This window comes from Herbidospora cretacea, assembly GCF_001570605.1.
Lineage (GTDB): Bacteria > Actinomycetota > Actinomycetes > Streptosporangiales > Streptosporangiaceae > Herbidospora > Herbidospora cretacea.
This window is the reverse complement of record NZ_BBXG01000009.1, coordinates 86,816-111,494: the sequence shown is the minus strand read 5'-3', so window position 1 is coordinate 111,494 and position 24,679 is coordinate 86,816. Positions and strand designations below refer to the sequence as shown.

General features: G+C 68.6%; 29 protein-coding genes and 1 tRNA gene. 10 read left to right on the top strand and 20 right to left on the bottom strand.

What is annotated here, in order from left to right; all coding sequences use genetic code 11:
• Positions 1–48: 48 nt before the first annotated feature.
• The 3 genes from AW270_RS19605 to AW270_RS19595 all read right to left on the bottom strand — a co-directional run bounded on the left by AW270_RS19605 (position 49) and on the right by AW270_RS19595 (position 1,871).
• Positions 49–972, bottom strand: a complete 924-nt coding sequence (locus AW270_RS19605) for a hypothetical protein (protein WP_061296390.1) — start codon at positions 970–972, stop codon at positions 49–51.
• A 120-nt stretch (positions 973–1,092) separates the two neighbouring features.
• Positions 1,093–1,182 (bottom strand) — tRNA-Ser (locus AW270_RS19600).
• Between the two features lie 125 nt (positions 1,183–1,307).
• A complete protein-coding gene (locus AW270_RS19595) occupies positions 1,308–1,871 on the bottom strand; it encodes a YceI family protein (RefSeq protein ID WP_061296388.1) in 564 nt (187 codons plus the stop codon).
• Positions 1,872–1,979: 108 nt separating this feature from the next.
• On the opposite strand from AW270_RS19595, the gene AW270_RS19590 reads away from it, so the two are divergent.
• The 3 genes from AW270_RS19590 (at position 1,980) to AW270_RS19580 (ending at position 4,340) form a co-directional block, all read left to right on the top strand.
• Positions 1,980–2,462, top strand: a complete 483-nt coding sequence (locus AW270_RS19590; RefSeq protein WP_061296386.1) for a MarR family winged helix-turn-helix transcriptional regulator — start codon at positions 1,980–1,982, stop codon at positions 2,460–2,462.
• A gap of 172 nt (positions 2,463–2,634) precedes the next feature.
• Positions 2,635–3,540 (top strand): hypothetical protein, encoded by a 906-nt coding sequence (locus tag AW270_RS19585; protein ID WP_245674775.1) that lies wholly within the window; start codon positions 2,635–2,637, stop codon positions 3,538–3,540.
• A 5-nt stretch (positions 3,541–3,545) separates the two neighbouring features.
• Positions 3,546–4,340 (top strand): MauE/DoxX family redox-associated membrane protein, encoded by a 795-nt coding sequence (locus AW270_RS19580; RefSeq protein WP_061296382.1) that lies wholly within the window; start codon positions 3,546–3,548, stop codon positions 4,338–4,340.
• Between the two features lie 80 nt (positions 4,341–4,420).
• Here the strand turns inward: AW270_RS19580 and AW270_RS19575 are convergent, their stop codons facing one another.
• On the bottom strand, positions 4,421–5,602 hold the full coding sequence (locus tag AW270_RS19575; RefSeq protein WP_061296380.1) for an ATP-binding protein: 1,182 nt from the start codon (positions 5,600–5,602) through the stop codon (positions 4,421–4,423).
• Between the two features lie 253 nt (positions 5,603–5,855).
• Here AW270_RS19575 and AW270_RS19570 point away from each other — a divergent pair, with 253 nt between their 5' ends.
• Positions 5,856–6,593 carry a M15 family metallopeptidase gene (locus AW270_RS19570; protein WP_061296379.1) on the top strand — a complete coding sequence of 246 codons (738 nt, stop codon included), beginning with the start codon at positions 5,856–5,858 and terminating at the stop codon, positions 6,591–6,593.
• Between the two features lie 39 nt (positions 6,594–6,632).
• On the opposite strand, the gene AW270_RS19565 is transcribed toward AW270_RS19570, so the two are convergent.
• Entirely contained in the window at positions 6,633–7,061 is a 429-nt protein-coding gene (locus tag AW270_RS19565) for a hypothetical protein (RefSeq protein WP_157522256.1), read from the bottom strand.
• A 16-nt stretch (positions 7,062–7,077) separates the two neighbouring features.
• Between AW270_RS19565 and AW270_RS38880 the strand changes: the two genes are divergently transcribed.
• Positions 7,078–7,323, top strand: a complete 246-nt coding sequence (locus AW270_RS38880) for a hypothetical protein (protein WP_157522253.1) — start codon at positions 7,078–7,080, stop codon at positions 7,321–7,323.
• Here AW270_RS38880 and AW270_RS19560 read toward each other — a convergent pair.
• Both AW270_RS19560 and AW270_RS19555 read right to left on the bottom strand, forming a co-directional pair.
• Positions 7,304–7,636: a PadR family transcriptional regulator gene (locus tag AW270_RS19560; protein ID WP_063819265.1), complete on the bottom strand. Its 333-nt coding sequence runs from the start codon at positions 7,634–7,636 to the stop codon at positions 7,304–7,306. The genes AW270_RS38880 and AW270_RS19560 overlap by 20 nt on opposite strands.
• A gap of 73 nt (positions 7,637–7,709) precedes the next feature.
• Positions 7,710–8,744 carry a S66 family peptidase gene (locus AW270_RS19555; protein ID WP_061296375.1) on the bottom strand — a complete coding sequence of 345 codons (1,035 nt, stop codon included), beginning with the start codon at positions 8,742–8,744 and terminating at the stop codon, positions 7,710–7,712.
• A gap of 328 nt (positions 8,745–9,072) precedes the next feature.
• Between AW270_RS19555 and AW270_RS19550 the strand changes: the two genes are divergently transcribed.
• A complete protein-coding gene (locus AW270_RS19550) occupies positions 9,073–9,879 on the top strand; it encodes a CHAP domain-containing protein (protein ID WP_061296373.1) in 807 nt (268 codons plus the stop codon).
• Positions 9,880–9,940: 61 nt separating this feature from the next.
• Here the strand turns inward: AW270_RS19550 and AW270_RS19545 are convergent, their stop codons facing one another.
• The 4 genes from AW270_RS19545 to AW270_RS19530 form a co-directional block, all read right to left on the bottom strand.
• Positions 9,941–10,621, bottom strand: a complete 681-nt coding sequence (locus tag AW270_RS19545; RefSeq protein WP_061296371.1) for a TIGR03943 family putative permease subunit — start codon at positions 10,619–10,621, stop codon at positions 9,941–9,943.
• Positions 10,618–11,601 carry a permease gene (locus AW270_RS19540; protein ID WP_061296369.1) on the bottom strand — a complete coding sequence of 328 codons (984 nt, stop codon included), beginning with the start codon at positions 11,599–11,601 and terminating at the stop codon, positions 10,618–10,620. Before AW270_RS19540 ends, AW270_RS19545 begins: the two co-directional genes overlap by 4 nt.
• Positions 11,602–11,665: 64 nt before the next feature.
• Positions 11,666–12,529, bottom strand: a complete 864-nt coding sequence (locus AW270_RS19535; RefSeq protein WP_061296367.1) for an NUDIX hydrolase — start codon at positions 12,527–12,529, stop codon at positions 11,666–11,668.
• Between the two features lie 15 nt (positions 12,530–12,544).
• Positions 12,545–12,790, bottom strand: coding sequence for a hypothetical protein (locus tag AW270_RS19530; RefSeq protein ID WP_157522250.1), 246 nt, complete (start codon positions 12,788–12,790; stop codon positions 12,545–12,547).
• A gap of 285 nt (positions 12,791–13,075) precedes the next feature.
• Here AW270_RS19530 and AW270_RS19525 point away from each other — a divergent pair, with 285 nt between their 5' ends.
• Positions 13,076–13,462, top strand: a complete 387-nt coding sequence (locus AW270_RS19525; protein ID WP_061296362.1) for a hypothetical protein — start codon at positions 13,076–13,078, stop codon at positions 13,460–13,462.
• 89 nt (positions 13,463–13,551) lie between these two features.
• On the opposite strand, the gene AW270_RS19520 is transcribed toward AW270_RS19525, so the two are convergent.
• From AW270_RS19520 to AW270_RS19480, 9 genes are all read right to left on the bottom strand, one after another.
• Positions 13,552–14,175, bottom strand: a complete 624-nt coding sequence (locus AW270_RS19520) for a hypothetical protein (protein WP_061296360.1) — start codon at positions 14,173–14,175, stop codon at positions 13,552–13,554.
• A 9-nt stretch (positions 14,176–14,184) separates the two neighbouring features.
• Positions 14,185–16,383 carry a cytochrome c oxidase assembly protein gene (locus tag AW270_RS19515; RefSeq protein WP_157522247.1) on the bottom strand — a complete coding sequence of 733 codons (2,199 nt, stop codon included), beginning with the start codon at positions 16,381–16,383 and terminating at the stop codon, positions 14,185–14,187.
• A 289-nt stretch (positions 16,384–16,672) separates the two neighbouring features.
• On the bottom strand, positions 16,673–17,275 hold the full coding sequence (locus AW270_RS19510) for a copper resistance CopC family protein (protein ID WP_061296355.1): 603 nt from the start codon (positions 17,273–17,275) through the stop codon (positions 16,673–16,675).
• 26 nt (positions 17,276–17,301) lie between these two features.
• Positions 17,302–18,447 (bottom strand): cytochrome P450, encoded by a 1,146-nt coding sequence (locus AW270_RS19505; protein WP_245674773.1) that lies wholly within the window; start codon positions 18,445–18,447, stop codon positions 17,302–17,304.
• A 68-nt stretch (positions 18,448–18,515) separates the two neighbouring features.
• Positions 18,516–19,034, bottom strand: a complete 519-nt coding sequence (locus AW270_RS19500) for a hypothetical protein (RefSeq protein WP_061296350.1) — start codon at positions 19,032–19,034, stop codon at positions 18,516–18,518.
• Between the two features lie 89 nt (positions 19,035–19,123).
• Positions 19,124–19,546 (bottom strand): hypothetical protein, encoded by a 423-nt coding sequence (locus tag AW270_RS19495; RefSeq protein ID WP_061296348.1) that lies wholly within the window; start codon positions 19,544–19,546, stop codon positions 19,124–19,126.
• A 32-nt stretch (positions 19,547–19,578) separates the two neighbouring features.
• Entirely contained in the window at positions 19,579–20,901 is a 1,323-nt protein-coding gene (locus AW270_RS19490) for a serine hydrolase (protein ID WP_061296346.1), read from the bottom strand.
• 138 nt (positions 20,902–21,039) lie between these two features.
• Positions 21,040–22,485 (bottom strand): argininosuccinate synthase, encoded by a 1,446-nt coding sequence (gene argG / locus AW270_RS19485; protein ID WP_061296345.1) that lies wholly within the window; start codon positions 22,483–22,485, stop codon positions 21,040–21,042.
• A gap of 48 nt (positions 22,486–22,533) precedes the next feature.
• Entirely contained in the window at positions 22,534–23,019 is a 486-nt protein-coding gene (locus tag AW270_RS19480; RefSeq protein ID WP_061296343.1) for a mycothiol transferase, read from the bottom strand.
• Between the two features lie 54 nt (positions 23,020–23,073).
• Between AW270_RS19480 and AW270_RS19475 the strand changes: the two genes are divergently transcribed.
• Genes AW270_RS19475 through AW270_RS19465 form a run of 3 tightly spaced genes read left to right on the top strand, consistent with a single transcriptional unit; the run spans position 23,074 to position 24,668 of the window.
• The gene (locus tag AW270_RS19475) at positions 23,074–24,048 is read left to right on the top strand and encodes a helix-turn-helix transcriptional regulator (RefSeq protein ID WP_061296341.1); all 975 of its coding nucleotides are present in this window, start codon (positions 23,074–23,076) and stop codon (positions 24,046–24,048) included.
• Between the two features lie 3 nt (positions 24,049–24,051).
• Positions 24,052–24,348: a hypothetical protein gene (locus AW270_RS19470; protein ID WP_061296339.1), complete on the top strand. Its 297-nt coding sequence runs from the start codon at positions 24,052–24,054 to the stop codon at positions 24,346–24,348.
• Positions 24,348–24,668: a type II toxin-antitoxin system PemK/MazF family toxin gene (locus AW270_RS19465; protein ID WP_061296337.1), complete on the top strand. Its 321-nt coding sequence runs from the start codon at positions 24,348–24,350 to the stop codon at positions 24,666–24,668. The genes AW270_RS19470 and AW270_RS19465 overlap by 1 nt, the downstream gene beginning before the upstream one ends.
• Positions 24,669–24,679: the final 11 nt, after the last annotated feature.

Below are 24,679 nucleotides of genomic sequence, written 5' to 3'. Positions count from 1 at the left end.
CGGACGCCCGCCACGACATCCACGGAGTCGGCCCGCGTCCTCAGGCCGTCACCGCCAGGTCCGCTCCACGGCAAGCACACGCGCCGCCTCGGCCTCACTCGCGTCACGCACCGTCAGCGAGTCACCATCGTCATCGAGCACGGTCACAATGGCGGAGACCAGCACCTCACCGGGGGAGCCTGCCTCGCTCTCGGCCCGACGGTCGACGCCGGGCAGACCGGGTTCGTCCTCCCCATACGGCCGCCAGAGCCGGACCCGGCACGTCGAGCCGGTGGCGACCGTCAAGGGGCTTTCACCCACGTGGTGCCGAAAGACGGTGAAGGTGCGCGCGGCGTCGGGATTGAGCTGCCTGGCGATCCGAGCACGAGCCCTACTGAGCAGGGCGGCCTCCCAGTCCTCGCCGTCAGAATCATCGGCGGTGTCGGGCTCCGGCAGATCGGGCTGAGGCCGCAGGGCCGGCCAGTCCGTGGCGGGAACGTATACAGACGGCCGGGGCGCCCTCGTGGTCCCCGCCGGCCGGGCATGCAGGACAGGGTCGAAGACGTCTCTGATCGGCCAGAACCGCAGCAGCACATGTTCGGTCGACGGATCCGCGTAGAACTCGTGGTCCTTGCCCCAAGCGGCCGGGACCCGGTAGGCGCGAAGGCCGTAGAGGAAGTACGAAGGGCCCAGCAGGAGTTGGTCGGGCCAGGCTTCGCTTCCCACGGTCAGGATGCCCGAACCGCTCAGGTAGGCGATCTCCCCGCTCAACACCCATGAAGAGGCAGGCGGTGACGGTTCGGCGTCCCATATCTCCGTGCGTACGTCAGCTCTGCCGCGAGTGACGTCGCATTCGATGTCCAGCTCGTTCCACACCTTCAGATGGGGATGGGAGATCACGGACGCGTCCAGGTGGGGCCCGCAGTCTCCTAGGGAGAACTGTCCGTATTCGATGTCGTCCTCAAAGTCCATCCTCCGCAGCAACTCTGCCACCGGTCGTCCTCCCGACGAGTGCAAGCCCATGGGAGGACCGACGATAAACAGGAGGACCGACAAACTTCAGAAGCACAGAAAAGGCCCTCTTCCCGTATTCGGGAGAGGGCCTCTGAACTGCGGAGGTTCGGGGATTTGAACCCCGGATGGGCTTGAGACCCAAACCGCATTAGCAGTGCGGCGCCATAGACCGGACTAGGCGAAACCTCCAGTAGCCATATCGGCTCCCGACAGAGTACCGGCGATCCGCCGACGCGGCAAAGTGGATGCCGTGCGCGTCGCACAGACCTTATCCACAGGCTGTGGATAAGGTCTGTGCGCACTGCCGGAAGGGGTCAGGCCTGCCGGACGGCTTCGCCCTCGATCTCGATCTTGATCTTCTTGCTGACCAGCACGCCACCGGTCTCGAGCGCCTGGTTCCAGGTCAGGCCGAAGGCCTCGCGGTCGATTTCGGTCTCGGCCGAGTAGCCGAAGATCTCCTGGCCCCACGGGTTGGTCGCGGCGCCGCCGAACTCGACCCGGAGGGGGACCTCCTTGGTGACGTCGCGGATCGTCAGCTCGCCGACGAGGGTGAACTCGTCGCCCTTGACGTCCTCGACGCGGAGGCTCTTGAAGGTGATCTGGGGGAACTTGTCGGCGGCGAGGAAGTCGTCGCTGCGGAGGTGGGCGTCGCGGTCGCCCACGTGGGTGGTGATCGAGGCGGCGTCGAGGGTCACGTCCGCGCTGGACTGGAGCGGGTCCTCGGCGACGGTGATGGTGCCCTCGAACTTCTCGAAGTTGCCCCGGACCTTGCTGACCATCATGTGCTTGGCGACGAACCCGACGCGGGTGTGCGCGACGTCAAGGGTGAAGGTGCCGGCTACGGGGATGGTCTGGCCGTTCCACTCGCGAGTGCTCATGATCCATAACTCCAGGAGAGGCGGTAGTTGTCCTGCGGATGTTTGCTCCAACAAATGTCTACACGAGAGATATTCCTTCCGTCAACCATCGTGGCGTAGAGTGGACTCATGGATCCATTCGACGACCCTCGGCTGACCGCGATGGGGCTGTTCGCCGAGGTCTACACGGGCATCGCCGACAAAAACCGGCGGGCCTTCGCGGAGGCCGGCCTTTCCGACGTCGACTTCGAGACGCTGATCCGACTGGCCCGATCCCCTGGTGAGGGGCTGCGCATGAGCGACCTCGCCGCCCAGACCAACCTATCCACCAGCGGCATCACCCGCGCCATCGACCGGCTGGAGCGCGAGGGCCTCGTCACCCGTGAGGCCTGCGCGACCGACCGCCGCGCCTTCTACCCCCGCATCACCGAGGCCGGCCGCGCCCGGCTCATGCAGGTGCTGCCCCGGCACCTGGAGGACATCGAACACTGGTTCACCGGCCTGCTGCCCCCGGCCGAGCTCGATCATTTCCTGAGCAGCCTGCGTCTCATCCGGGACGTCGTGCGGCCCTGCGCCACCGCCGGTGCGGAGGAAATCGAACCTGTCACATAAAAGGGACAAGCCGTAGAGGTGGTGATATGCCCCGACACGGGGGACATGGGATTCCATCCAGTACGAGGATTCTGATCCCGCTCCGGGCCCAACGCCTGAATTATGCCTCTATTAGGGCAGACGACATGTGAGGCTACAGAGCGTGGGGATACCAGCGAAACGCCGGAGAGCCTTGGCATCGGCCGTGCTCGGCCGTGAGATCGAGCCGCAGCGCACGAGCGCCGAGAACGGGGTGCTGCTCGACGCGGTCAGCGGCACGATCATCGACGTGAGTCCCCACCTGATCATCATCGAGAACGACGAGGGCCACGAGGAGCGCCTGGTCATCGCCCACTGGGCGAAGGCCTGGCGGGGGGCGTTCGTGGCCCCGGCCGACCTGCCGGTGGGCGCCCGGGTGATCATCCGGGCGCTGCGGCAGGGCAAGGTCGTCGACCGCATCTGGGCTGATGTGACCAGGATGACGGGGATCATCCTGTCCGTCTCCGGCCGTGACGACATCTCCATGGTGCTCGACTGCGGGCCCCATCGCGGACGCCGGTCGATCGTCATCCCCTACCGCTCGTCGGGCCGGGTCCGGGTGCGTTACCCCCGGCTCGAACCCGGCTACCTGTTCGACGCGATCGGCACGGTCGAGGGCACCAGCGTGCTGGCGCAGATCCCGGCCACCTCGCAGCCCGCCTACCACGCGGCCCATGTTCCGGAGCCTCCGGCGGCTTTCGGCGGCGTACAGGCGAAGATCTCCGGTACGGCGGTCTGGTCGGACCACATCGAACCGGGTGTGGCCTACCCGATGCTGGAGCAGTCGGACACCGGCTGCGGCGAGGCGGGCGTCTCGTGCGCCGCCCTCCCTTATCTCGCGCTCGGTTCGAGCGTTCACGTACGGAACGTCTGCGCCGGTCGCGCGACCGTGCTTCCCGTGGTGGCCTGCGGCTGCATGGCGGGCAAGTTCTGCGACCGATGCGTGGAGTGCGGCACCTCGCCCCGGGGGCGAGTGGTGGAACTGTCGGCCATGTCCTTCGTCGAACTCGGCGGCGACCTGACCAACGGCTGCTTCAACGTCCGCGTGGGATTGGGGTGAACGGGATGGTAGCGGCGGCGGCGCAACCCATTCTGCTGGTCATGCTGGTGCTCGGCGGCGTGGCCAAGCTCGTCACTGCCGGGCGCGAGGCGGAGCCGGGCGCTCTCGGAAGGCTCGGCCCGGCCGTCCTGGCCCCGGTGTCCTGGCGCAAGAACGCCCTCATCGGCTGCGCGATCGGCGAGTTCGGCCTGGCCGTGGGCCTGCTTCTGGTCGACCACCCGGCGCCGCGGTGGATGACCGTGGCGTTCTTCACGGTCGCCACCTATGTCCTGTGGGACCTGCGGCGTCGCCGTCCCGACGCCGGGTGTGGCTGTTTCGGGGACGTGAGCGCGACGCCGGTGGGCCTGCGGTCGATCAGCCGCACGGTCGTCCTCACCGCCATGGCCGTGATCGTCGCGCTCGACGGCGCGGCCGGCTGGCCGGTGGTGACCTGGCCGGTCATGGCCTGGCTGGGCGGGTTCGTGGCGGTCCTGCTGGCGCTGTCGCCGGAGATCGAGGAGACGTACGCGCGGCTGAAATACCGGGCGCCCTGCGAGCTGCGCCCGTTCCCGCCCGAGCGGGCGGCGGCCCGGCTCCGGGCGAGCACCGCCTGGCGCAACCACGCCCACCTGCTCGGCAGCGAGATGCCGAGCGACTCCTGGCGCGAACTCTGCTGGCGTTTCTTCGTCTTCGAGGCGCTCAACGGGGCCGAGGTGGTCTTCGCGGTCTACCTGAGCGGGCGGCGCCCGCCGGTCCGCGTCGCGGTCGTCGGCGGGCACACGCCCATCCAGGAATCTATCCCTGTCTCGGCCTCACTCTAGACACGCTTAGAGACAGGTGGGTATAGCTCTCTACGGCTCTCTAGCTTCCCCTCTAGAAAGCCGTAGAGAGGTCAAGGGGATCAGACGGGCTGCGCTCGCAGGAACCGGCCGAAGTGGGGGACGGTGAACGCGATCAGGCCGCGTTCGGCGCTGTAGATCAGGCCTTTCTTGATGAGGCTGTCGCGCGCCGGGGACAGGCTGGACGGTTTTCGCCCCAGCGCCTCGGCGACCTCGGCGGTGGCCACGGGGTCGTCGCCGAGCTGCGCCATGGCGTGCATGTAGTCGCGCTCGGCCGGGGTCGCCCGTTCGTAGCGGCTCCCGAAGAACCCGACGGCGAGCTCCTCCTCGGCCTCCGGCGCCGACACCTTGATGTCCTCGGCGGTGATCGGGCTGCGCGGGGCCAGGTCCCAGGCGACCTTGCCGTAGGCCTGGACGAAGTAGGGGTAGCCGTCGGCCGCCTCGTAGAGGGCGTCGAGGGCGTCGCTGGTGAACTCCACGCCTTCTTCCTCGGCCGGGACGATCAGCGCCAGGTCGGCGGCGTCGCGGTCGAGACGGTCGATCCTGGCGTATCGGAAAAGCCGTTCCGAATAGCTCTTGGACGCCGACAGCACCGACGGCAGATGCGGCAGCCCCGCACCCACCACGATCAGCGGCCCGCCGATCTGCGACAGCTCGTGACAGGCGGCGCAGAGCGCCGAGATGTCGGCGGCCGGCACGTCCTGCATCTCGTCGATGAACAGCGCGATCCCGACCCCGAGATCGGTCGCCACCCCGGCGGCGTCGCTGAGCAGCTCGGTCAGGTCGATCTCCAGGTCGCCGGAGTCGGCCCGCCCCCTCGCCGCCGGCACGTCGATGCCCGGAGACCAGTGGGTCGTGCCCTTGGCGGCCGACGGATCGCGCATCGCGAAGGCCTTGAGCACGCCCAGGAACTCGTCGATCCGCTCGGGAGCCCGATGGCGGGGCGCCAGCTCGCGCACGGCCATGTGGAGCGCCGCCGCGACGGGCCGCCGGATCGACTGGTCGGGCCGGGCCTCGATCTTGCCCGTTCCCCACAGCCGCTGGATCGCCATCGACTTGAACGTGTTGAGCAGCACGGTCTTGCCGACGCCGCGCAGCCCGGTGATCACCATGCTCCGCTCGGGCCGCCCACGGGCCACCCGCTCCAGCACGACCTCGAACTGCTGCAGCTCACGATCGCGCCCGGCCAGCTCGGGGGGACGCTGCCCGGCACCGGGGGCGTAGGGGTTGCGTACAGGATCCACGGTGTCGGACTTTATGACCGGATATAGCGGCCGTCGTAGATTTCCGTAGAAAGACCTACTGCGTGTCGCGGCACGCGTCCGCGCCATCAGGCCGACCGCCATCGCACACCACCTACCAGGGCTTTCTCAGGGAACATCTGTTCGATCCGACGTGTTCGACTGTAGCGCGGGATCGAACATGCGCGCGAGTGTTTCTCCGTAAAACCCTGACGTGTGCCGGAAAGTCCGACACTCGCCTGGGTACGCTCGAAGCATGTCAATCCGCAGGTCAGCGCTGGCAGTAGGGCTGACGGTGAGCCTGGGCGCCGTCGCGTGCGGCGCCGAGACCAACACCGGCGCCGTCTCGTCCGCCCCAATCGTCACGACGTCGGCGACCTCCGTGGCCAGTCCCACGGCGAGCGCGTCGCCGACTCCGACGGCGCCGCCGGAGTTCACGTACAAGATCAGCAAAGTGACCCGGGACCAGGTCAAGTACTCCTGGCGCCCCGGCTGCCCGGTCAGCTACGAAGACCTGCGGATGATCACGATGACCTACTGGGGATTCGACGACCGGCCCCACACCGGGGAACTCGTCGTCAACGCCTCGGTGGCCGAGCCGGTCGCCTCGGTCTTCAAGAAGCTGTACGACTTCAGATATCCGATCAAGCGCATGGAACCGGTCGACAAGTACAAGGCCGACGACTACGCCTCGATCGACGCCGACAACACCTCCGCCTTCAACTGCCGCGCCGCGACCGGTTCGACGAACTGGTCGCAGCACGCCTACGGGTTCGCGGTCGACCTGAACCCGCTGGAGAACCCCTACGTGGAGGCCGACGGCGCGCACGCGCACTCCAACGCCGACAACTACGTGGAGCGGCCGCTGAAGAAGCCCGGCGTGATCAACGCGGGCGACCGGGTGGTGAAGGCCTTCGCGAGCATCGGATGGGGCTGGGGCGGCAACTGGACCGGCACGAAGGACTACCAGCACTTCTCGAAGTCAGGGCGGTAAGAGCTGGGGAAACGCTCATTTCCGCCTCGGGTGAGGTGCCTACTCACCCTCCGGGCGACGCCCGCGCTTGACCTCGATGCCCCATCGGTGCCTCAGCCACTCGACGCCGGCGTAGAAGGCCACCACGCCCGGCAGGGTGAAGAACGCCGACCCCCAGCCCTGCTCCGCATGCACGTTGGCGATCGCGATGGCCATGACCGGCCCGAGCATCCCCCACGTACGCAGGTCGGAGGCCAACACCCAGCACATGGGGCGAACCCCGAGCTGCGCCAGGTCCGACAGGCGCATCCGGAGAGCGGCACCGACCACCCCGGCGGCGTACCGGATCGGGGTCGCGCTCTGCTCCAGGTCCGCCATCCACTCATCCGCGCGCCACGACCGTTCCCGACCGTTGATCAAGCCCGCGAGGCCGGTGAGGGCGGAGATGGCGATGTGGTGGACGTAGGTTTTCTGCCCTCTCGACCTCATCCCGCTCAAGATCCCAATGACGAAGCTGCCCAGCAGACCGATGAAGACGGCTGCGCCCGTCACGAAGGGATCGTCAAAGATGCCGGAGGCGCCACTGGCGGGGTCGGCCGACCTCAAGGAGACCACGACAGCGCCTCCGGAGAAGGCGATCATGCTGGCCGTCGCCGTCCGGCGACGCAGAGAAGCACGCCACTTGGTGGTCGAGTTGGTGGTCGAGATCGAGCCGCGTCGTCCTGCCGGCGTCAATTCGACCTCCGCGTGATGTGGCCGAGCGTCGGCACCCAGCCTTTCCGGCGACTCGCTCGCGCGGCCGCGTATTCCACTCGGCCGGTGCCGGAAAGGCTGTAGAAGCGACGCCGGGGACGGCCTTCCGGTATGCCGTCCTCCCACGCCCCGGTGATCCATCCGGCCTGTTCGAGCCGTTCCAGGATCGGATAGACCGTACCGGGCCCGAGGCCGGTCTCCTCGGTGATGCGATAGCCCCACGGCGGATCGTCGGGGTCGGTCGCCAAGAGCAGGTCAAGCACGAGCCGGGTGGGTGTGGTCATCCGGATCTTCGGTGGCGGCGAAGTCATGGGTACCTCCACCCCGACCCTATATCGAGAACGAGCTATGTCTGTGTACGGGTCTGCCTGAAGCGTGCCGCCCTCAGTAGACGACGGTGATCCTCCGGGCCGGCCCGTCGATCCGCATCTGCCCGCCATAGGGGATGACCACCTGCGGATCGGTGTGCCCGAGGTCGACGTCGAAGACCACCAGTGCCTCCGGCGCGTAGGCGGCCAGCGCCCTGAGGATCGCCTCCCGCTGCTCCCGCGCGTAGAGCGCCTTCTCCTCGGGCCCGTTGCGGTGCTGGAAGGACCACGCCTTGGCCCGCCCGCACACCACTCCCGCGAACCGCCCGAGGATCCCGCGCTCCCCGAGGTTGCGCAGCATCCGGAACACCTCCTCGGCCGAGGGCATCTCCTCGCTGGTCTCGATGAAGAGGATCATCCCCGTGTACGCCTCCGGCGCGGCGATGTCCCGGTCGGCCGCGAGCAACCAGCTGAGGATCTCCAGATTGCCGCCCCACGTGGCGCCCTCGACCACGCGATCGGCGTTGTGCCATATCCACCCGGCGCATTCCCGCATCTCCGGTTCGCCATTGACGAATAACGGATCCTCCCAGTCCTGCTCGACGTCTCCGTATTCCGGGGACTCGCCGAGTTCGTAAGGACCGGAGGTAAAGAATGCGGCACGCAAAGACGCCTCGGTGATCGGATGCATGGCGCCGCCGCGGCCGAATTGCACCATCACCGAACCCCCGTGATAGCTCACGACACCCAGCCGCCACAGGTGGGCGAGCAGGTTGGTGTTGTCGCTGTAGCCGAAGAACGGCTTGGGATTGGCTCTGATCACCTCGTCGTCGAGATGAGGGACGACGGTGATCTGGTCGTCGCCCCCGATGGCCGCGACGACCGCCTTGATCGACGGGTCGGCGAACGCCGCGGTGATGTCGGCGGCCCTCTCCTGTGGCGTCGCGTCCATCCTCCGGGTGGTCGGCAACTCGACCGGGACCAGGCCGAACACGTCTCTGAGGCGGCTCAGACCATGATCGAAGGGGATCGGGAACACCTCGGGTAAACCTCCCGAAGGTGACACGACGGCAATTCGATCACCCTGCTTGGGCTTCCTTGGGTAAAGCATCCGCAGACGCTACCAGGCCCCTCCGACACCCTCCAGGGCGCGCGACCCCCGTGTTCTCCGGGGAATACGCCAAAAGTAAAAGCGCCTCATCGAAAGCAATAAACCAGGTAAAGAGTAAAGAACGGCACGAACCGTTTGACCTCGGCTTTGGCGTGGATAGATTGGGACCTGTCGCGGTAATCCGTGACCAAAGTTGCCGCAATGATCGCCCCTCTCCGGTGCCCATGCCGGTAAAGCGAGAACTGCCCCACTGTCTACAGAGAGCGAATCCGATCTACCGCCCTGCGGCCGCGGTCGATTCACCGGGTCGGAAACGCTCAGGATTCTCATGACGAACTACGCTGACGCGCTGATCAACATGGCCGGTTCCCAGATGGGTTACGCCGAGGTCAACGGTTCATCCAAGTTCGGAGAGTGGTTCGGCCAGAACATCGTCAAGAAGCCGGGCTACAAGGACGCCGCCTGGTGCGACATGTTCGTGTCTTGGGCCGCGCACCAGACCGGCCAGGCACAGGATGTCGGCCAGTTCAGCTACACCCCCGAGCACGCCCAGTGGTTCAAGGACCAGGGCGCCTGGGGCACCAAGCCCGTCCCCGGAGCGGTCGTCTTCTTCGACTGGGGACACTCCAAGAACATCAGCGCCATCGACCACGTCGGACTGGTGAAGAAGGTCATCAACGACCACACCATCCAGACGATCGAGGGCAACATCAGCAACATGGTCGTCTCCAAGATCCGCACCGACAGCACGATCGTCGGCTATGGCTACCCGGAGAAGATCCGGGAGAAGGACCAGGCCAAGGAGAAGACGATCCAGCTGGCCGCCGCCAGGAAGACCGCCGCCGAGACGGCGCTGTCGGCCACCGCCAAGCAGGCCAAGTCGGCCGACGTGAACGGCATGCTGACCGGCGCCCCCGAGACGGTGACCGTCAGGCAGCCCGCCGCCGAGACCACGCAGTCGATGACCGCGCAGAAGGTCGGCGCCCACGACGTCGACGGCATGCCGGCCGGCGCCCCCGAGCCGCTGGCCGCCGGCGCCCTGCTGCTGCCGGTCGCGGTCGGTCTGGCCGCCGCCAAGAAGAGCGGCGGGCTCAGGAAGCTCATCTCCCACTGGGTCGCGTGCGGCAAACGCTGACCCACCCTCGAACGGGGCGGACGCCGGGATTCCCCTGCCCGGCGTCCGCCCCGCTCGTCTTTCACTCATAGGGTTCGACCGGCTGCGGGATCTCCGTCACGCCGGTCGTCTCCAGTTCCGGGGCGGTCGTGCCCGGTTCGGGCCCGCCGGCCTTCGGCGGCACCCAGGTGCCGGTGACCTCGATCCACTGGTTCTCCACCGGTGCCGGGGCCCCGAGCACCGCCACCTTCAGCGCCACGGCGTCGGCCGCGCAGCAGGCGATCTGCATGCGCGCGACATACCACCGCCCCTTCTTCGCGGACGGCACCACGAACCCGGTCAGCCTCACCTGCTTTCCCGCCAGCGACTTCGTCGGGTCGCCCCAGGCCCGCCCGAGGAACTCCTCCATGGTCATCGGGGTGACCGGCTGGGTCAGCGGCGGGTAGGCCGTCAGCGCCGTCGACACCGGCCGCGCCGGGACGTCTTCCGACCGGGCGGCGTAACTCCCCAGCGGCGGCGGAGCGATCAGGAAGATCGCGAAGACCGGCAGCGTGAGCAGCCAGGCCACCCCGGGTCCGCGATGGCCGTCTTCTTTCTTGAAGAGCCCGGCCAGGCCGAGGACCAGCACGACCGCCCCGGCGGCGATCAGGAGGTAGCGGAAGCCCGGCTTCACGTAGTTGAGGTATTCGGTCGACACCGTGGTGATCCTCAGCACCGCCCCGCCGAGCAGGACGAGCAGCAGGTTCTGGGTCAGCCGGTTCACAGCAGCACCGTCCCGGTGACGACGCTGACCAGCACGGCCAGCGAGAACGTGAGCGGCACGAACCGGACGGCGAACCGGCGGCCGAACGTCCCGGCCTGCAGCGCGATCAGCTTCAGGTCGACCATCGGCCCGACGACCAGGAACGCCAGCCGCGCGGTCGGCGAGAAGGCGGTCAGCGAGGCCGCCACGAACGCGTCGGCCTCCGAGCAGATCGACAGGATCACCGCCAGCAGCGCCAGCGCGAGCACCGACACCCAGAGGTTTCCGGCCAGCGCGTCGAGCCACTCACGCGGCACGATCACGTTCATCGTCGCCGCCGCCATCGCGCCGACGACCAGGAAGCCTCCGGCGTGCAGCAGGTCGTGGCGCATCGCCTCGCCGAACCCCGCGTGGTCGTGGACCCGCCGCGCCCGCAGCCACTCCCCCTTGCCGAACCGCAGCCAGACCCACCCGACCAGCACGGCCACCACCAGCGACGCCGTGAACCTGGCCACCGCCATCATCGGCTGCCCGGGGAACGCGACCACGGTCGCCACGACGACCACCGGATTGATCGCCGGTGAGGACAGCAGGAAGGCCAGCGCCGCCGCCGGGGTCACGCCGCGCGAGATCAGCCCCGCCGCGACCGGCACCGACGCGCACTCACACCCGGGCAGCACGGCCCCCGCCACCCCTGCCACCGGCACGGCCAGAGCGCCCCGTGCGGGCAGCGCCCGCGTCCAGAAGGAGGCCGGGATGAAAGCCGTGATCGCCGCCGAGAGCAGCACCCCGAACACCAGGAACGGCAGCGCCTGGACGCAGATGGCCACGAACACCGTCGACCAGGTCTGCAGCGCCGGCGAGGTCAGATAGGGCGCGTAGACGAACTGCCCGAGCAGCAGCAGCCCGAGCACGGCGATGAACACCCCCGGCCCGAACGAGGGTCGCCCCTCGTCAGCGGGCGGGACCTCGGCAGGGGGAACCTCAAGACGCTCGACCACGGGCCCGATGCTTCCAGATCACCTGCGACTTCCCGGGGCGGCAACGCCCACCTGTGGAAAACCGTCAGGGAAGCTGCCGCAGCAGCCACTTCGGCCCGGTCACCAGGGCGCCCTCGGCCTGGACGCGGTCGCGCAGCCCTCGGTCGGCCGTCACCACCAGCACCGTCTCCCACACCCGGGCCTCGCGGACGACCGCCACGATCGCGTCGTCCCCGCTGCCCTCCGCGGCCCGTACGTCGATCAGGCCCTCGGGAATCCGCGCGCCGCGCGCCGCGCCCTCCACCACCACGACCATCTGTGGAAAACGCCGGGTCAGCAGCGGCAGCCCCTCAAGGGGAGCGACCACCCCGGACACGGCCAGGTCGACGAGGTCGGTCAGCAGCCGCGACGTGGCCCCGGCCCGGTCGCGCCACCATCCGTGTTCGGCCCGCGCGCCGATCACGTTGGCCGCGTCGACCACCACGACCAGCGGTTTCAGCATCTCGCTCACCACTGGCCACGTCTCCGCGAATCCGGGGTGCAAACGCCGGTGGGGCAGTTGAGCCAGGGAGACCCATTTGAGAGCGGTGCTCTCCATGTCGAGGCGCACGGGGAGTTGCTCCACAGCCGTGGCGATGACGGTGTGGTACGTCCAGCCGCCGTGGTCGTCTTGGTACACGCCCCGCACCTGCAGGGCCTCCCGAGGAAGGGCTGTCTCTTCATGTGCCTCACGCAACGCGCCGGTGATCGCGTCCTCGTGACTGTCGGTCGCGCCTCCGGGGAGCCCCCACGTTCCGCCGTGGTGGCTCCACAAGGCTCTTTTCTGCATCAGGACGAAGGGCCCCCGCTCCGTGTGGTGCACGGCGAGCAGGCCGGACGCTCCGTAGACGCCCCAGTGCCGGTGACCGCGTTCGCAGTCGGCCCAGCCGTCCCCGTCCTTGGCTGCCATGAGGTCAATAATCGGCTACCAGGACTCCAGCGGGACCACCGCCTTGCTGTCGAAAAGGACGGTTCCGTCGTCGATCCGGACGACGGTCACATTGGTCACCCATCCCGACGACACCAGGTTCTCGGCCGACTCCAACGCCAGCTCGGCGAAGTGATATCGGTCGACAGAGGTGAAATCGGGCGCTGGTCTGGTGCTCTTCACTTCGTACCGGTCAGTCGGCCACACCTGCGGCAATGCGGTCGAGCGGTGCCACTGTTGCATCGTTAGATTCTCCCTGTCGCGACTGCCACCGTTGACCTGGGGTGCCGACATGAGTTGACCCTGAGCGGGACTGCTACCGGCTGGTTGTGACGGGCCCGATGGCTGATCGTTATGGACCGGTAAGACATCCTTCCCGATCCGTCCGGGTGGGACGGTTAACGTATGGCTTCTCACCTGCGAACCGCACTCGCCGACATTCCACGGCATGCGGGAGCGGGCTGTCCATAGCACGGCAATCCACGCCCGCCCTTCCTACGGGAAGGGTGGGCGCTAGGGTGATTTTTCATGATTCGACTCGCTACCACCCTCGCTGTCGCCGTCATCGCCGTCGCAGGATGCGCGGGAGACGCGGAGACGGCGACCCCGGCGACGTCAGAGGCACCCCCGGCAGCAGTCCAGGCCAGCCCGACGGAGATCACGATCGCCGCCGCACCCGAACCCTCGGAAGCCCAGAAGAAGACCTTCTTCACCGCACTGGCCTCCCTAGACCCCGCCCTCGCGACCAACCAGGAGCAGGCCCTCACGGTCGGCTCCCAGGTCTGCGAGAAGATCCTCTCCTCACCTGAGGACCCCATGCAGTTCTCTGCCTTCGCCGCCGAGCAGCTCTCGGTGGCGGCCCCGACGGCGGAGGGTTTCGTCGCCGCGGTCGCGGAGTGGTGCAGCCCCGAATAGCACGATTCATCGCATCGCGGGCCGGTGAAACGTTCTGGACCGGCGGGTGGGCGTGACCGCACCCGCCGGAGCCAGAGGGAGGACCAACGTCACTCCGAGCCTTCCGGCACCTCGTCCGCGTGCATGCCGCCCTCGCCGGGAGCGCCCGACAGGTAGGCGTGCTGGTGGCCGTATCCCGCCTCGACGTTGAGCTGGTCGAGCTGGGTCGCGGCGACCGACCAGATCGTGATGCCGAGGGTGCGCTGGCGGGTGGCCAGTTCCACGTAGGCGGCGCGGTCGGCCTCGGGGAGCTTCTGGGCGGCGGCGAGCAGGTCGACGGAGATCGACAGGGCGTTCACCGCACTGCGGAAGCCGCCTCGGGCGACGTTGGTCTCGGTCATCCCGCTGGGCGCGTCGGCGTGGCGTTCGACCGCTTTGCGAATGGTCTCCTGCCACACCGCGACGTCGGGCGGGCCGGCCTCGGCCATGGCGGGGAGGATCTTGTCCAGTTCCTCGACCGTCTGGCGGGCCTGGTCGGTCAGCGTCTTGATCTGCTCGGCGTCCCGCTTGAGGTCGGAGATCTGCATCTTCTCCACCTCGTCGGGGGTCCCGACCAGATAACCGATGCCCACACCCGCGGCCAGCACGACGATGAGCAGGACCACGATGAGATACGGCTTGCGCGGAGCGGGGGCCGGCGGGGGAACCGGCCGGCGGCTTACCTTGACGGCCATGGGGCGACGTTACTTCTTCTGCCGAAGATCGTCCACCTTTTGTATGTTGAGAATCGAAACTCGCCGCCGGGCCGCGACGACCCGTACCGCCAGAGTCACCAGCACCCCCAGCAACGCCACCAGCGCGATCCCGGCCCCGAACAGCGCGCCCCACTGCTGGTCGTCGGCCCGGTTGGGCACCATGTCGAAGCCGACCAGGCCATACCAGCCCTCGGCGTACAGAGGACCGAGCGTCAGCAGCACCACGACCGCGATCTGCACCGCGACCGCGATCCCGACGAGCTGAATCCTCGTGTACGTGTGCACCGCCCGAGGCAGCGGATCCACGCCCGCGACCACGACGAAGAACACGAGTCCGGCCAGGACCTGGACCACGACCATGGTCAGGTGCAGCGCGTGGCTCGACTGGGCCAGTTCGAAGAACCCGAGGACGTAGAGGAAGACGGGCGAGGCGACATAGAACCCGAGCGCGACGGCGGGGTTGGCGAGCAACCTCGGCAGCAGTTCCCGCCCCTGGGCGAGGCTGAGCGGCGCGCCGAACGCCATCAACGCGGGAGCGAGCGTTCCGATCAGGGCGTATTCGACCGACACGACCGAGAAGATCGCCGGGCCGTAGGCGGCCAGGCCGCCCGTGGAGGCGTAGAGGAGGACCAGGAGGCCCAGGAACCAGACCAGCGTGCGCCCGACGGGCCAGACCTGACGGCGCAGGCCGACCAGGTAGGCGATCGCGAGCCCGGCGATGCCGAGCAGGAGGATCGGGTCGAGCCGGGACTCCGAGAAGAGCCGTTCGAGCGAGATGGGCGGCAGGGGGTAACCGAGCGCCTGGTTGACGTTGGGCACCTCCTCCGTGGGCGGCGGCGCGGTCCGCGACAGCCCGACGGCGAGCGCCACGGTCGCACTCATGATCGCCACCTCCACAGCGGCAAGCCGCAGGAAGGGACGCCGATCCCCCCGATCCCCCCGATCCACACCCGAGTCGGCGACCGCCACAGGCTGCCCGCCGGACGCCCCGGCCACAACCGGCTCCCGCCCGGATCCGTCAGCCCGCGGCTCACCCTCGGCCGATCCATCTGGCCGGCGCACGGAGCCAGCCAGTGGCTCACCCTCCACTGGTCCATCCGGCTCGCGCGCGGAGCCGTCAGCCTGCGGCTCGCCTAGAGCTGACCCGTCCGCTTGCGGCTCACCCTCGGCTGGTGCATCCAACTTGCGCACAGATCCACCGGTTTGCGGCTCGCCTTCGGCTGATCCATCCGGCCCCGGCTCGGAGGCGGTCTTCGACGGCACCGGATCGCCATCCGGCTCTCCCCGGGCCGTGCGCTTGTCTGGCGCTTGAGACAGAGCGTCGGCTTCCAGGCGGGCGATCGTGACCGATCGGTGGCGCCAGCCGAACCAGCCGAGCAGGGCCAGGGCCGCCACCTTGGCGAGCACCAGCAGGCCGTAGCGGGAATCGAACAGGGTGGTCAGGCCGCCCAGCCGGACCCAGGCGTTGATCAGCCCGGACGCGCCGACCGCCGCGTAGGCGCAGAGGGCCACGGTGCTGAAGCGGCGCACGCCCCGGACCAGGTCACGGTCCTTGCGCACCAGGGTCAGCACTCCGTAGAGGCCGCCGACCCAGATGGCGGCGGCGGCGATGTGCAGCATCAGGCTGGAGACCGCGAGGTTGTGGTCGGCGGCCGAGGCCGAATGCCCGACATACGCGGGCGGCAGCGCGGCGAAGACAGCGGCGCCCAGCAGGACCAGCTCGGCTCCCCGGAGCATGGCGCAGACCGCGATCACGATCGCGATCATGGCCACGAGCAGGAACGCCTGGCCTTGCGGGATGTAGAGGACGAACGTCTGCAGCACCCCCGCGCCCAGGGCTTCGGTGACGGGCAGGCCGAGGAAGTCCGACAGCGTCAGCGCGATCGTGGCCAGCGCGGTCAGCGCCCATCCCGAGGCCCACCACACGACCTGGCGGCGCGCCTGGGTGCGGATCTCCTCGTCACGGGTGAAAGCGACCGATGTCAGCAGGAGTCCGACCGTCGCCACGGCGCAGATGTCGTGCACCAGCCGGACGAACGGGAGCCCCCATTCGGTCAGCAGGCCCGGTGAGGGCAGCCCTTCGACGAGTGCCGCGGGACGCCCGCCGCCATACCAGAGGACCGCGAACAGGACCGCGACCGCCGCGACGACGGTGACGGCCACCTGGGCACGTGGGGGGAACCTCATATCCAGCCTTCCGGGGGTAAAGCCGGTGAGAGCACTTCAGGGGCGAAGCACTTTCTGGGGTGACGCTAGCAATGGTGCATATGGGATGAAAGCGACGCTTTACTTCAGGCACGAACGCTGAGACATGGATGGACCCGTCTTCGACAACGGATCACCACCCATCCAGCGACCGCGCCCTCGCGGTGACCACTGGGGTCGAGTCGACTCCGAGGCGGTGGGCCGCGCTCCACGTGGCGCCTGGGGAGGCACCGCCTGATCACCCGCGAGAAGGTGACCAGGCGGCCCAGGGTCAGTCGCCCTTCTTCGGTTTCCGTCTCGTCGCGGTGACCACGGCCGCCACCGCGACCAGGCCCACCCCGATCGCCAGGATGAGGAACCCGCTGCCGCCACCGGAGTCCTCGGCACCGCTCTGCGGAGCGGCGTCCACCGTCTGCGGCGCCACCGGCGTCGGTTCCGGGGTGGCGGGAGCGGAGGCGGCGGCCGTTTCCGACGGCTCAGGCGACGGGGACTCCGACGGGGATTCCGACGGGGTCTCCGCCGCGAGCACCGTGAACGGGACCTCGCCCGTCTTCGGGTGGCCGTCCGACGACACGATGCGGTAGGCGATGACGTATTTCCCGGCTGGCAGCGGCCCGGAGACCGCCTGGATCACCTTGTGGCCGTCGCGCTTCGCCTCGCCCGTCGCGTAGTTCTTGTCGTCGGGGCCGTTGACGACGACCTTCGGGAAACTCACCTTGTTGCTGAAGTCCAGGACCACCTCGGTCAGGTTCTCGACCTTGGCGTTCTCTTTCGGGGTGCTGGATTTCAGTACGTCATGCGCCTGCGCCGCAGAAGCGGGCAGGAGCGACGCGGCCGCCAGCAGAATGACGGCCGCCGTTTTACGAAGCAGCATGAAAAACTCCGTCCGATGGAGTCAGGTCACCATTCGACCGGCAGCGAATCGAGGCCGTAGACGATCGCGACCTGGCGATACGTCGGTTCGCCCGCGAGTCGCAGGCCCGGGAAACGCCGCAGCAGGGCGGGATAGGCGACGCGCATTTCCATCCGCGCCAAAGGGGCGCCGATGCATCGATGAACGCCGTGGCCGAAGGCGAGATGGGATTTGAGTTCCCGGCGGTTCGGGTCGGCGGTGTCCATGTCCTCGCCGAGGATCGCGTCGCGGTTGGCCGCCGACAGCGAGCAGAGCACCATCTCGCCCTTCGCGATCGGCTGGCCGGCGAGTTCGAGATCCTCGCGCGCGAAACGCGGGAACGCGACCTGGACGACGGTCATGTAACGCAGCAGTTCCTCGACGACCTTGTCGATGTGGTCGTCGCTGTCGCGTACGAGAGCGAGGAACTCGGGGTTCTCCAGGAGCCAGAGAGTGCCGAGCGCGAGCATGCTCGTGGTCGTGTCGTGGCCGCCGGTCAGCAGGCCGTCGGCGAGACTGGCCAGCTCACGGTCGCTGACGTCGTCGCCGTGGTCCCGCAGCAGCGCCCCGAGGAGACCTTCGCCGGGCGCGCGGCGTTCCCGCGCGACGAGCTCGGTCAGGTAGGCCATCGAGTCGTTGATGGACTGGAGCGAGGCCTCCGGCCCGGCCGAGAAGTCGAACCGGTCGGTCGAGAAGCGCAGGAAGTCGGCCCGGTCCTCGTAGGGGACGCCGAGGAGTTCGCAGACGACGAGCGACGGGATCGGCAGCGCGAACGACGCCACGAGGTCGGCCGGCGCGCCCTCCTTCTGGACCAGGTCCAGCTGCTCGTTGACGATCGCGGTGATGCGGGGTTCGAGCCGCCGCAGCCGGTGCATCGTGAACTCGGGCGTGAGCATGCGGCGCAGCCGCGTGTGCTCGGGCGGGTCACGGAAACCCAGGCCACCCGGGTCGTCCTGATTCGACCCCATGCCGGTGATGTTGCCGAAGTCGTTGCTGAACCGCGCGGTGTCACCCAGCACGGCCCGTACGTCTTCGTACCGGGTCACCAGCCACACCGTCGAGCCGCCCGGAATGGGCAGCGGGTGAACGGCGCGTTCGGCGCGGATCTGGGACAGCTCGGCTATGGGATCCATCCGGTCGCGCAGGAATTGCACAAGCGGAAAGTCGGCATCGGACATTGAACGTGGTTCCTCATCGTCAAGAGTGGAAGGTGCGTGCGGCCTCACAGAGGCGGGCCACGCCCTTCGACAGAATGACGACAGGTGCTCTTCACGACAACCGACGTGACCAGTACGGGAACGCCTGTCACCGAAAGAGGTCGCGGCAGCGACAGAACGCGGACAATGCGACCGGCCAACCGGCGCAGCAGCGTCCAGAACAGTTCCTCGCCCCGCCCCAGCCACCAGGCGGTGACGGCGACCGCCCAGACGTGCAGGACGATCATGCTCAGGCTCGGCATGTGCAGATGCCCGGCGAGCCGCTCGGGCGAGGAGACGTGCAGCACCGAGAAGAGCAGGTGCAGCACGACCTGCATCGCGGCGAGCACCGGCACGATCTGGGGCCCGGTGCGCTCCCGCGCGCTCAGCGGGAACGCGGCGACCAGAGCCAGGAGAAAGGCGGCGCTCAGCCCCGGAGCGGTGACGTATCCACCGGCGAAGGTGTGGGCCACGGCGGCAAGCCCCGAACAGACCACGGCGAACACCGTGGCACGGGCGAGACGAAAGGGCAGCGCCGCAGACATAGCCCCGCAATCATCGCACGCGCACCAGCCATTCGGCTGCCACGCGCCCGGACCGCCCGGCGATCACCAGCCCGACGCCCGCCCGGCCACTATCGGCCGCACTGGGCCGCAGCCAGGTCGAAGGCCGCCGCCGACCCCGCGAGATCGTCGATGTCCGACAGGACGGCCCCGATCTGCGGGTCGTAGGCCGTCAGCCCCGTCGCCCCCTCGACGATCGCGGCGACCGCCCGCACTTGGGCCTCAAGCTCCGCGCCCTCGCCGGAGGCCCAGTGAGGCACCGACACGCTCCACCGGCCCAGGTCGCACTCCACCTGGAGGCCGGTGGACAGCTGGGTCACCTCACAGTTCAGCAGGTCTTCGGACACCACGCCCAGCACCTCGCGGGCCGCGACCGCCACGATCGACCAGATCGCGTAGTCGGCCGTCTCCGGAGCCCGGCTCTCCAGCGCCACCCGGGCGTCGTCCCACGTCTGGCCGGGCTCGCGGCGCAGGAAGCTGATCGCGTAACTCATACGAACACGCTATCGAGCGCCACCGACAAAACTCATCCGCGCAGCAGGCCGAAGGCTCCTCTGATGAGCGCCAGGTATTCGGTCGCGGCGGCCATCTCGGGGATGGCCTTCTTCGCGTCCGTGGCCTCGACCACCACGACCGAGGTCTTGCCCTGGTCGGACTTGGCCAGGTAGCCGAGCGTCAGCACGCCGGGCTCGGAACCGCCCTTGAACCACACCGTGGGCCACTGCTGCTGGTTGAGGCCGAGGCCGGCGTCGTTGGCGCCCATGATCTCGTTCAGTTCGGCGCCGCCGAGGCCGTTCAGGCTGACCAGGGCCCGGCACATGTCCGTCGGGCTGCCGAACCACTCGATCGTGTTCACCTCGCGCGGGGTGTCCCACGGCTTGACCTGGCCGGCCGGGACCCTGTCCACGGTGTCCTCCAGGTAGGCGCGCTTGTCGGAGGCCCGGAGATACGCCTCGGCGTACTTGGGATAGTCGGCGCCCTTCAGGACGAACAGCTCCCGGGTCGTCAGCAGGGGGATGTTCCGGTCGGCGTGGGAGGACCAGGCGCGGATGACCCCTTCGACCGCCGGTTTGCCGACGCGGTCGATCAGCAGGTCGGTCGCGGTGTTGTCGCTGATCGAGATCATCAGCTTGGCGGCCTCCTTGACCGGGACCTTCGTCCCGTCGGGGCGGTCCTGCAGCTCGCCGCTGGGGAGGCTCTTCTTCTCGTCGGTGACGGTCAGCTCGTCGTCCCAGGCGAGGCGGCCGGCTTTGACCTCCTGGGCGACGGCGCCCAGAACGTACAGCTTGAACATCGAACCCAGGGGGCGGACCTCGTCGGCGGCGACGCCATGGACGGGTTCGCAGTCCTCGCCGGCGGCGAGGAAGCTCGACGGCGGGAGGACGGCGAGGCGGTTGTCGATCTCGCCCCAGCTCGCCGGGGTCGGGGTGTCGGACGGCGCGACGAACAGACCGGCGATCTTGCCGGTGGGGTCGACGGCGATGGTCAGTTTGGCCTTGTTCGCGCCCGACTGGACGACCGTGACCAGGTCGGTCTCGGTGGCGCGCTGGATCTCGACGACCTTCAGGCCCTGGAGGGTGGCGCTGACCTCGTTGATCTGGGCGGCGGGGACCTGCTTGAGGAACGACGGCGCGAAGTGCTGGTTGATCTGCTCTTCGGGGATGGGCAGCGCCGCCAGGGCGCCGAGATACCAGGTCAGCTTCCTGCCGACGGCGCTGTCGGGGATGGCCACCCCCGTGGACGCTCCCGACGTGGCGGCTTTCGGGGTGTTCGCCGGCGCCGCCTGTTCGGCCGTGGCGCAGCCGCCGAGCAGCAGCACCAGTGGAGCGATCAGTTTCAGGGTCCTCAAGGCATCTCCCCCAGTCGATGATCGGTGCCGTTCTCGGATACCCGGAGTGACCAAGGTCATCCATGCCGTGAGGGGCCGGAAACACGAATCCCTGGTCAGCGACGTGCGCCGACCAGGGATTCGGGGTGACGTGAGGTCTTAGTCGGTGCCGCTCTCCATGGCGGCGGCGTCGAGGAACTCGTCGTCCCCCGAGACCGCGCCGCGTGAGGCGATCACGTTGGCGCCGCCTTCGGGCATCGCGCCGATCAGCTCGGTCGGCGCCGCCTGGAGGGCGATCAGGTCGCCGTGGGCGCTGCCGACCAGACCGAGCCCGGCGTACTGCTCCAGCTTGGCGCGGGAGTCGGCGATGTCGAGGTTGCGCATGGTGAGCTGGCCGATGCGGTCGAGCGGGCCGAAAGCGGAGTCTTCGGTGCGCTCCATCGACAGCTTGTCGGGGTGGTAGCTGAACGAGGGGCCGGACGTGTCGATGATCGAGTAGTCCTCACCCCGGCGCAGCCGCAGCGTGACCTCGCCCGTGACGGCGGTGCCGACCCAGCGCTGCAGCGCCTCGCGGAGCATGAGCGCCTGGGGGTCGAGCCAGCGGCCCTCGTACATGAGACGGCCGAGGCGGCGGCCCTCGTTGTGGTAGCTGACCAGCGTGTCTTCGTTGTGGATGGCGTTGACCAGGCGCTCGTAGGCGGCGTGGAGCAGGGCCATGCCGGGGGCCTCGTAGATGCCGCGCGACTTGGCCTCGATGACGCGGTTCTCGATCTGGTCGGACATGCCCATGCCGTGGCGGCCGCCGATGGCGTTGGCCTCCAGCACCAGGTCGACCGGCGAGTCGAACTCCTTGCCGTTGATCGCGACCGGGCGGCCCTGCTCGTAGCGGATGGTCACGTCTTCGGGCGCGATCTCGACCTTCGGGTCCCAGAACCGGACGCCCATGATGGGGTCGACGATCTCGATGCCGGTGTCGAGGTGTTCCAGCGACTTGGCCTCGTGGGTGGCGCCCCAGATGTTGGCGTCGGTCGAGTAGGCCTTCTCCGTGCTGTGACGGTAGGGCAGGTCACGCTGCTGGAGCCACTCGGACATCTCCTTGCGCCCACCGAGCTCGTGGACGAAGTCGGCGTCGAGCCACGGCTTGTAGACGCGCAGCGACGGGTTGGCCAGCAGGCCGTAGCGGTAGAACCGCTCGATGTCGTTGCCCTTGTAGGTCGAGCCGTCGCCCCAGATCAGGACGCCGTCTTCGAGCATCGCGCGGACGAGGAGAGTGCCGGTCACGGCGCGGCCCAGCGGCGTGGTGTTGAAGTAGGTGCGGCCACCGGACCGGATGTGGAAGGCCCCGCAGGCCAGCGCCGCGAGCCCTTCTTCGACCAGGGTCGCGCGGCAGTCGACGAGCCGGGCGATCTCCGCGCCGTATTCCTGGGCCCGGCCGGGCACGGACGCGATGTCCGGCTCGTCGTATTGCCCCAGTTCCGCTGTGTACGTGCACGGGATGGCCCCTCGCTCGCGCATCCACGCGACCGCGACGGAGGTGTCGAGGCCACCGGAGAAGGCGATCCCGACTCGTTCACCGACAGGGAGGGAATTCAGCACCTTGGACACAAGCAGAACTATACATAGTCGTGCATGAACATGCAACGCCGCCCTCGCTCAGTTCGGCGGATCCTCTCCCACCAGCCCGTCGACGGCCTCGCGGAACAGGTCGGCGTGGCCGACGTGGCGCGCGTACTCGTCGTGCAGGTCCATCAGGGCCCGGCGCAGGTTCGGGCCGCGCGGGGTGAGCTGCCCGGGATCGCCGTTCTCCAGCAGGCGGCCCAGCGCCTCCCGGTTGGTCTCGACGGCCTCCCGCCAGCGCGAGTAGAGCTGGCCGGGCGTGTCGTGGCGGGCGCTCTCCCAGCCCCAGTCGAGCTCTCGCGGCTCTCCGTGGCCGCTGGTGAAGAAGACATAGGTGTACTTGTCCTCCACCGTCGTCAGGTGCTTGATCAGCCCGCCGATGGTCATCTCCGACGGCGGGAACCGCCTGTTCAGGGCGTCGGCGTCGAGACCGCCGGTCTTCCAGCCGAAGGTGGCCCGGGATCTCTCGAGCGCGAAGACGAGGATCTCGGCCTCGCTCGCGTCCCACTTGGGTTCGTCCATGCCTCCGCATGCTAGGTACGATTCCGGACGATCGGCTTCCGGAACGAGGTCGCTGTGGAGAAGAGCCCGACCGCCCGCGCCTTGCAGACCCTCGAACTGCTGCAGTCCTCACCGGGGATCACCGCCGAGCGCCTGGCCGACAAGCTCGGCGTCTCCGAGCGCGCCGTGCGCCGATATGTGGCGATCCTTCGCGAGGCGGAAATACCCGTCGAGTCCGTACGCGGCCCTTACGGCGGCTACCGGCTGGGACGAGGCGTCCGGCTGCCCCCGCTCGTGTTCACCGGAACCGAGGCGCTCGGCCTGGTCATGGCCGTCCTCGACGGGCACCACGCGGCCGCCGACCCGTCCGACCCGGTCGGGAGCGCCCTCACGAAGATCATGCGAGCGCTCCCTGAGGGCATCGCGGCCCAGGCCGAGACGGTCCGCCGCAACGCCGCCCCCGCCCCCGACCGCGCCGCCGCCCGCCCCAACCCGGCGACCACGACGACCCTGGTCAGCGCGTGCGCCGAGCGGCGGAGGGTGCGGATCACCTACCGGACCTCGACAGAGTGGACCCGCGAGGCCGAACCGTGGGCCGTGGTGATCCGCCACGGCCGCTGGTACCTGCTGTGCCGCGTGCCCGAACGCGACGCGATCCGCGCCTACCGGGTGGACCGGGTGGTGGATGTGGAGATCCTGGACGACGTCTTCGATCCGCCCACCGACCTCGATCCGGTGGCGACACTGGAGGAACACCTGGCCACGGGCTGGGCGTACGAGGCCGAGATCCTGATCGAGGCCCCACTGGACCGCGTGAGCTCCCATCTCCCCCGGGCCCTGGGCCGCCTGTCACCGGTGGACGACCGGACGACCCTGCTGACGGGAAGCACCTCGAACCCTTATTGGTACGCCGAACAACTCACGGCGACCCCGGGCGCCTTCCGGGTGGTGAGGGGCCCGGAGATCAGGGCGGCGGTACGCGCCCTGGCGCAGCGCCTCATAGCTGCGACAGATCCAGTTGCAGAAGATGCGACATCCGATGCACCATGAGGTGTGACGAACACTCGATCACCTGTTCCCCTGTCCGAGCTGGACAGGCAGTTCCTGGAGGCGATCCGCACTCCCGGGAGTCCGGAGAACCTGGCCGTCCAGCAGTTGGCGGGGGCCACGCTCGGGCCTGAGACGTCCACTTCGGCGGCGCTTCACACCCTCGTCGACGTGGCCAGGAAAGCGGTGCTCAACGAGGTGATGGTGACCGGCTACGCGGCTCTGGCCGCGGCCCAGACCGAAGAAGACCACTCGCAACGACGCGCCGCCCGCCGGCGTACCGCCGAGGTCTCCCGCGACTGATGACGACCTATCCCCTGCGGGGCAGAGTCTTCATGGCCGACCTCGGCGAAGACTACGGCGAGAAGCCCTACGTGATCGTGAGCAACAACGCCCGCAACAGGGCGCTGCCGAGCTATCTGGCCGTCCGGATCACCACGTCAGCCAAACCGCCGTTGCCGAGCATCGTCGAGCTGACGCCGGAAGATCCCCTGACGGGCCGCGCGCTCTGCGACGACATCGTGATCCTTTTCGAGGAGGATCTCCAGCGAGATCTCGGCGGCCTGACCCTCCAGACCATGATGCGGGTCGGCCAAGGCCTGAGACACGCGCTGGCCCTCTGAGGTCGCTGGGT